At 36.3% G+C, this 6,449-nt stretch carries 5 protein-coding genes; all 5 read right to left on the bottom strand.

The features are described from left to right. Positions 1–93 precede the first annotated feature (93 nt). Positions 94–1,410, bottom strand: a complete 1,317-nt coding sequence (locus IEV91_RS21360; RefSeq protein WP_188499448.1) for an alpha-glucosidase/alpha-galactosidase — start codon at positions 1,408–1,410, stop codon at positions 94–96. 44 nt (positions 1,411–1,454) lie between these two features. After that, positions 1,455–2,342, bottom strand: coding sequence for a carbohydrate ABC transporter permease (locus tag IEV91_RS21355; protein WP_188499447.1), 888 nt, complete (start codon positions 2,340–2,342; stop codon positions 1,455–1,457). Beyond that, the gene (locus IEV91_RS21350; protein WP_188499446.1) at positions 2,332–3,204 is read right to left on the bottom strand and encodes a carbohydrate ABC transporter permease; all 873 of its coding nucleotides are present in this window, start codon (positions 3,202–3,204) and stop codon (positions 2,332–2,334) included. The genes IEV91_RS21355 and IEV91_RS21350 overlap by 11 nt, the downstream gene beginning before the upstream one ends. A gap of 87 nt (positions 3,205–3,291) precedes the next feature. Then, positions 3,292–4,623, bottom strand: a complete 1,332-nt coding sequence (locus IEV91_RS21345) for an ABC transporter substrate-binding protein (protein ID WP_188499445.1) — start codon at positions 4,621–4,623, stop codon at positions 3,292–3,294. A 209-nt stretch (positions 4,624–4,832) separates the two neighbouring features. After that, the gene (locus IEV91_RS21340; RefSeq protein ID WP_188499444.1) at positions 4,833–5,867 is read right to left on the bottom strand and encodes a LacI family DNA-binding transcriptional regulator; all 1,035 of its coding nucleotides are present in this window, start codon (positions 5,865–5,867) and stop codon (positions 4,833–4,835) included. Between the last annotated feature and the right edge of the window lie 582 nt (positions 5,868–6,449).

The raw sequence follows: 6,449 nt of genomic DNA, 5'->3' as shown, positions 1-6,449 counted from the left end.
TACACCGCTCTGACTTCCTCATCTTGTTTTTCATGTCTAAATTCATTCCATACAGTGACTTTCATCTTCTATCTACTCCTTTTTAATCGATCCTTACATTTTAATTTCTTTCTCACTAAATTGTGGTAACCAATCACCATGTGCTTCAATTAGATCATCACAGAGCGATACAATATCATCAAGAGAAAGCTCACTTGAAGTATGAGGATCAAGAAAAGCTGCTTGATAAACTTTCTCTCTATCCCCTGAGACGGCAGCCTCAATAGTCAATAGTTGAGGATTAATATTTGTTCTATTAAGTGCCGCAAGTTGTTCGGGAAGATCCCCTACATATGTGGGGGTGACACCATTCCTATCCACTAGGCACGGCACTTCAACTACAGCCTTTTCTGGAAGATTGCTAATTAGTCTTCCAGTATTCAGTACATTCCCACCAATTTTAAAGGGGTGATCTGTCTCCATTGCTTCGATAATATAGGACCCATATTCATGTGTTCTTTCATGCGTAAGAAAATGATTATGAACCACCTCATCACGCATTTTGTTCCAACGTTCAATTTGATCAATACAACGGCGCGGATATTCATCTAATGGAATATTAAATCGATCGATAAGTTCAGGATATTGACTTTTTATGAAATAAGGGAGGTATTCAGCATTATGCTCTGAGGATTCTGTGACATAATATCCAAAACGCTCCATCATCTCAAAACGCACCATATCTGTATGTTTTTCCTGCTGCTTCTCCTTTGCCCGCTTCTTTATTTCTGGATAAAGATCTTTCCCATTTTGTGTAATCTCTAGTAACCAAGCCATATGGTTAATTCCCGCAATCTTCCACTGTATGTTACTTTTATCCAGATTAAGAGAATCTAATAAATGATCGGCACAGACTTGCACACTATGACAAAGTCCAACGGTTTTAATCCCACCGTAACGGATCATTGCTCCTGTAATAGTTGCCATTGGATTAGTATAGTTTAAGAACCAAGCACCTGGACAGACTTCTTGCATATCTTTTGCAAAGTCAAGAACAGCAGGAATGGTTCTTAGTGAACGGAATATCCCGCCGATTCCGAGGGTATCACCAATCGTTTGTCGCAAGCCATATTTCTTAGGGACTTCAAAATCAATGATTGTGCAAGGATCATAACCACCAACTTGGATGGCATTTACAACATATTTTGCCCCACGTAATGCCTCTTTTCGATCATTGTATGCTTTAATCTTAACTCTTGGATTGATATTACTTTTAAGGTTGTTTAGCATACTCTCAGACTCTTTTAATCTTTGAGGATCAATATCGTAAAGCGCAAATTCAAAATCAATATCTGGAATGAACATACAATCCCCAAGAACGTTTTTTGCAAAAACAGTACTACCTGCACCTAAAAAAGTAATTTTAGCCATTTTCCACTCTCCAATCTTTTTTAAACGGTTTCACTTTGATTTATTTATCCCTTTATACCCGTAATCGTTACGCCCTCTATGATCTTTCTTTGTGCAAAGATATAGATGATTAATACAGGAATAACTGAAATGGTCGTTCCAGCCATCAACAAACCGTAATCCACTGTATGCAGTCCCTTAAACTGATTGAGTAACAATGGAACTGTAAACTTCTCAGGAGTATTTAGGAATATAAGTGGTTCAATGAAATTATTCCAGGATCCTAAAAAGATGAAAATACCAACAGCCGACAGTGCTGGTTTAATCAATGGTAAAATTATACTGAAATAAATCCTAGGTGTACTGGCTCCATCTATAATAGCTGCTTCCTCTAAATCCCTTGGGATGCCTTTGATAAACTGCCGTAATAAAAAAACAGCAAAAGCATTAAACAGTGCCCCAGGCACGATGAGTGAAAGATGGGAATCCAACCATCCAATTTTCCCCATAATAATATAAAGTGGGATTAAAGTAACTTGCTTGGGAATCATCATCGTTGCTAAAAACAGCATGAAGAGGATGCTAGAACCTCGAAAACGGATTTTAGCAAAAGCATATGCTGCTAGTGATGACGTGAACAAAGAGACGATAACAACGACAGCAGTAATATAAAAGCTATTCCAATAAGCGAGTCCAAAAGGCATTGAAGTCAGAGAGTCAGGGAAATTCGACCAGACAAAAGGACTCGGAATCCACTTTGGAGGCACAACAAAGATTTGTGAGACGTCCTTTAAAGAACTGCTTAAGGTCCAAAGGAATGGGAAAACCATGATAAAAGCACCTAAAATCAATACAACATGTAAAATAATGTGAGAGATCTTTACTCTATTCTTTTTCCGGGTCTTCAGGACCACATGCTGTTGTGCGTGGGTTTCTGGAAAATTAGTCTTCATAATGCACCCACCTTTTTTGAAGTTTGAATTGAATTAAGGTAAAGGCCAAAATGATTACAAATAAAATGACTGATGCTGAGGATGCAAGTCCCATATCGAATTTTTCAAATCCTTGGTGAAAAATATGATAAACAATCGTATAACTTGCCTTCGCTGGTCCCCCATTTGTCATAACATAAGCTTGGTCAAAGACTTGGAAAGAACCGATGATTGACATTATGGTAATAAAGAATGTTGTTGGGGATACCATTGGAAAAGTGATATAACGAAACTTTTGAAAAGGTCTAGCGCCATCAATTTCTGCCGCTTCATAATAACTATTAGGTATCCCCTGAAGGCCCGCTAAAAAAATGACCATATTATAACCGACACTCGCCCAAATGCTTAACATCGCAATGGACACCATAACCCATTGAGTATCGGTTAGCCAATCGGGTCCCGTGATCCCAACGACCGATAATAGTTGATTTAAAATACCAAACTTACCATTAAGGAGCCACATCCATATGACGGCAATCGATACCATGCTTGTGACTACTGGCATAAAATAAAAGACACGGTAAATATTCTTGCCCCTTATTCTATTTAAAGCAATAGCGAGTATTAAAGAGAGAGCAATACCTACAGGAATGGTCAATATCATATAGTAGAGTGTATTAATAATTGATTTCCAAAAGACATGATCCTTAAATTGGGTAATATAATTGGCAAAACCAACAAAATGCTTATCCCCAAATCCATTCCATTCCATAAAACTTAATACAATGGCGTAGATAACGGGTATGAGGGAAAAACAGAGCAAACCTATTAATTGAGGTGTGATAAAAAGATAACCCCACATTGTGCGTTTTCGATCTTTCATAACAATCACCTTCATTCTAGATGGTTTGATTTAAGGTCGTTCCCCTAAAGAGGAATGACCTTAAAATATCCAGCTTTTTCATCAATACTATTTTTTATCGCCAATCTCTTTATTTACAACCTTAGTGATCTGTTGAATCGTCTTCTCTGGATCTTGTTTTCCAAGGAACATCAAATCATAGATGTCACTCATTTCTGTCTGCAAACCAGCTACTTGCCCAGCGTATAACTGAGGAGCACCGTTGGCAATACCATTCTTGCGCCCTTCAAGCAAATATTCAATATGATCGACGGCTGGGTCTTTTGTAACAATATTGTCGATCCCTTTAACTGATGGAATCGCGTTGTTATTCCCAGTTAATCGTTTCTCTTGTCCTTGTTTAGAGGTGTAAAAAGTTGCAAATTTTTCTGCAGCCTCTTTATGCTTTGACTTTGCATTTACAGAAAGGAAGGCTGTTGCAATGTTAACTGGATTATCTTTCTTACCATTATTTGAGGGCCAGTAAATATAATCATAATCTAGGCTTTTATTTTCCTTAAAGGTTGCCGTTAACCAATGCCCTGCAGCTACCATACCCACTTGTTCAGACATGAATAACGCATCAGCTCCCTGACCTTCTGGTAAAGAACCTGAATAAATAGCATTACCATCTTGAACTAGGTCATTAACAAATTTAAGTGCCTCTTGAGCTTTTTTGTCTTTATCTAATACATAGTTACCTTTGTCATCAAATTCGTAGCCACCGTTAGACCAATACCAGTTATTGATCATCGCATAACCACTGTCTTGGACAAAGCCATATTTACCAGCAGCCTTGATTTTGTCTGTAACTTCTCTAAATGCATCCCAATTCCATTTGCCTTCATCGTAATATTCCTGAGGGCTCTTAATCCCTAATTTTTTAAACAGGCCTCTATTGTAATAAATGACATAAGGGTTACAATCCACTGGAATGCCGTATATTTCATCGCCTTGTTTGGCTGCTCCCCAAAGTCCTTCAGAATAATCATCGACTTTTGTATAACTTTTATCGGTATTCATAAAGTCCGTCAATGGAACAATCGATTTATTCTCGATTAGCTTTGCCATGGTTTGGTCACCCACATAAAATACATCAGGACCATTTCCCCCAGCTAACTCTGTAATAAGTTTTTGTTCATAGGAATCACTTGGAACAGGCGTTAATTTGACCTCGATATCTGGATTCTCTTTTTCGAAGGCATCAATTCCTTTTTGATAGACTTTCAACTCACCCGGACTTCCCCATGCTGTCATTTTTAAGACTGTTTTCCCCGAAGAGGACCCCGAACTACTACTACAGGCTTGAAGTAATGGCAATAGCCCAAGTAAAAGGATTAAGAATCCACTCAATACTATTGAGCGCTTTTTTAATTTTCCAACACTCTTTTTGATTTTCATGAGTTTACCCTCCCAAAATGGTATAGCACCATGGTGTATTTTCTCTGATGACGGTTTCCTTTTTTGAAATTGTCATTAACAAACGTTTTATGTGCGCACCTCATATTGCCTTCATCTAAAAACTGAAGGTTTCTTTCTCTCCTTTCGTTCAACCCTTTGGTACCCACGACCACCCCCTTAATATCCAACCGTTTAAAACTTATTTTCAACTAAGAATCGACTGAACCAAGAACCCTGCAACTTTCTCTTATCATCAGTCTTGTAGGGACAACTACTTTTAAAGGAAAGTCCCGACCTTGCCATTTATCCAAAAGTAATTTAACAGCAATTTCCCCCATTTTTTCTGTAAAGACCTTAATTGTTGTTAAAGGTGGGTTTGTAAAACTGGCCACTTGAATATCATTAAAGCCTACGATAGAGACATCTTTAGGTACATGTAATCCAGATTCTTGTAGAGCACGTAACGCCCCTATGGCCATAGAGTCACTTGCTATAAAAAATGAAGTGGGTAGGTGTCCTTTACTTATTGCCTTTTTCATTAGTTTGTAGCCCTCGGACATCGAAAATTCCCCCCTATAAATATCATGATCAATAACTTCTTTACCCTTTATTTCCTGCATAAATTTTTTATAAGTTTCCAGCCTTAGTTCTTTTGTTTCATTTTTTGAATTAGCTTCATATTCCTTTCCACCAATAAATCCAATATTATTGTGCCCAAGTGAGATAAGGAGTTCTAAAACGTTTTTGGTTGCGCTTTCAAAATCAATAACAACCGAATCAAAGAAATTAATATCAGGAGAATCATTTATAACAACCACATGGTCTAGTTCGTTTTTAACCTGTAATAAAGTATTTGAACTAACCTTTCCTATAATAATCAATCCATCAAGATCATTTATTTGAAAAGTATTTTCATCATTTAAACGAATAAGCTTGTTAACCATAATTCCCATTTTTGAACAAGCACTTTCGATCCCTTTACGAATCGAAAGAAAGTAAGGGTCTTCTATTTCTTCTTCATAAGAACACCAGATAATAATACCAATCTTAGGTTCAGTAATATTCTTGTTATTTATTTTTCTTTTTCTTGATTTCAAGGTATTATAATGTAATTCCTCAGCAATTCTGTAGATGCGTTCTCGGGTATTCTGTGCAACTGAAAGAGTTTGATCATTATTTAATACCCTTGATACAGTTGATGGTGATACTTTAGCTTTCTTAGCTATCTCACGAATCGTTGCCATAATAAGACCTCATTACACTTTTAATTTACTAAAGATTTAGTAAAAAGATATTATTAAGTCTAACCTCTACTGAAAGCGCTGTCAATATGTTGTTATAATATTTTTTATTAACTGATAAAAATGAGTAAAAAAGCCTATGTATTTTTCTACTAAACTATATAAAATCAAGTTTAAAATTGTCTTTAAAATAAAATCCCCCTTATTTCAAGCTAAACCTAATAGGATTAGCATATGAATTAATAGGGTACTGCCGTAAATTAAACAAGAATCAACCCACATATTTTTTATTTTAGGAAATATTTAGTAAACACACTTAATATAAATTTAAAAAACTAAATTATGCGCTTTCTATTGAATAATGCCCATAGAATTTTTTGGTTTGATTGGTTTATGATAAGAGAGCTTTGAGGGGATTTTATCTTTCTTAAGTCAATTAAAAAATCGCACCTTTGGTTTATTCTAATAGAATCAATACCAAAAGAGCGATTTTTTATAAGTTCCATACCAAACAAATGACTATTCCTTCACTGAACCTGAGGTTAATCCAGAGACAATTCGGCGTTGGAAGATCAAGACGAGAAT

It is taken from the genome of Pullulanibacillus pueri, from assembly GCF_014639255.1.
GTDB lineage: Bacteria > Bacillota > Bacilli > Bacillales > Sporolactobacillaceae > Pullulanibacillus > Pullulanibacillus pueri.
The sequence above is the reverse complement of the archived record's forward strand: the minus strand, read 5'-3'. Positions and strand labels throughout refer to the sequence as shown.

Excerpts from the sequence above, each read along its gene's own strand:
- IEV91_RS21350 (WP_188499446.1), bottom strand. The coding sequence starts at position 3,204 with ATGAAAGATCGAAAACGCACAATGTGGGGTTATCTTTTTATCACACCT.
- IEV91_RS21360 (WP_188499448.1), bottom strand. The coding sequence starts at position 1,410 with ATGGCTAAAATTACTTTTTTAGGTGCAGGTAGTACTGTTTTTGCAAAA.
- IEV91_RS21355 (WP_188499447.1), bottom strand. The coding sequence starts at position 2,342 with ATGAAGACTAATTTTCCAGAAACCCACGCACAACAGCATGTGGTCCTG.
- IEV91_RS21345 (WP_188499445.1), bottom strand. The coding sequence starts at position 4,623 with ATGAAAATCAAAAAGAGTGTTGGAAAATTAAAAAAGCGCTCAATAGTA.
- IEV91_RS21340 (WP_188499444.1), bottom strand. The coding sequence starts at position 5,867 with ATGGCAACGATTCGTGAGATAGCTAAGAAAGCTAAAGTATCACCATCA.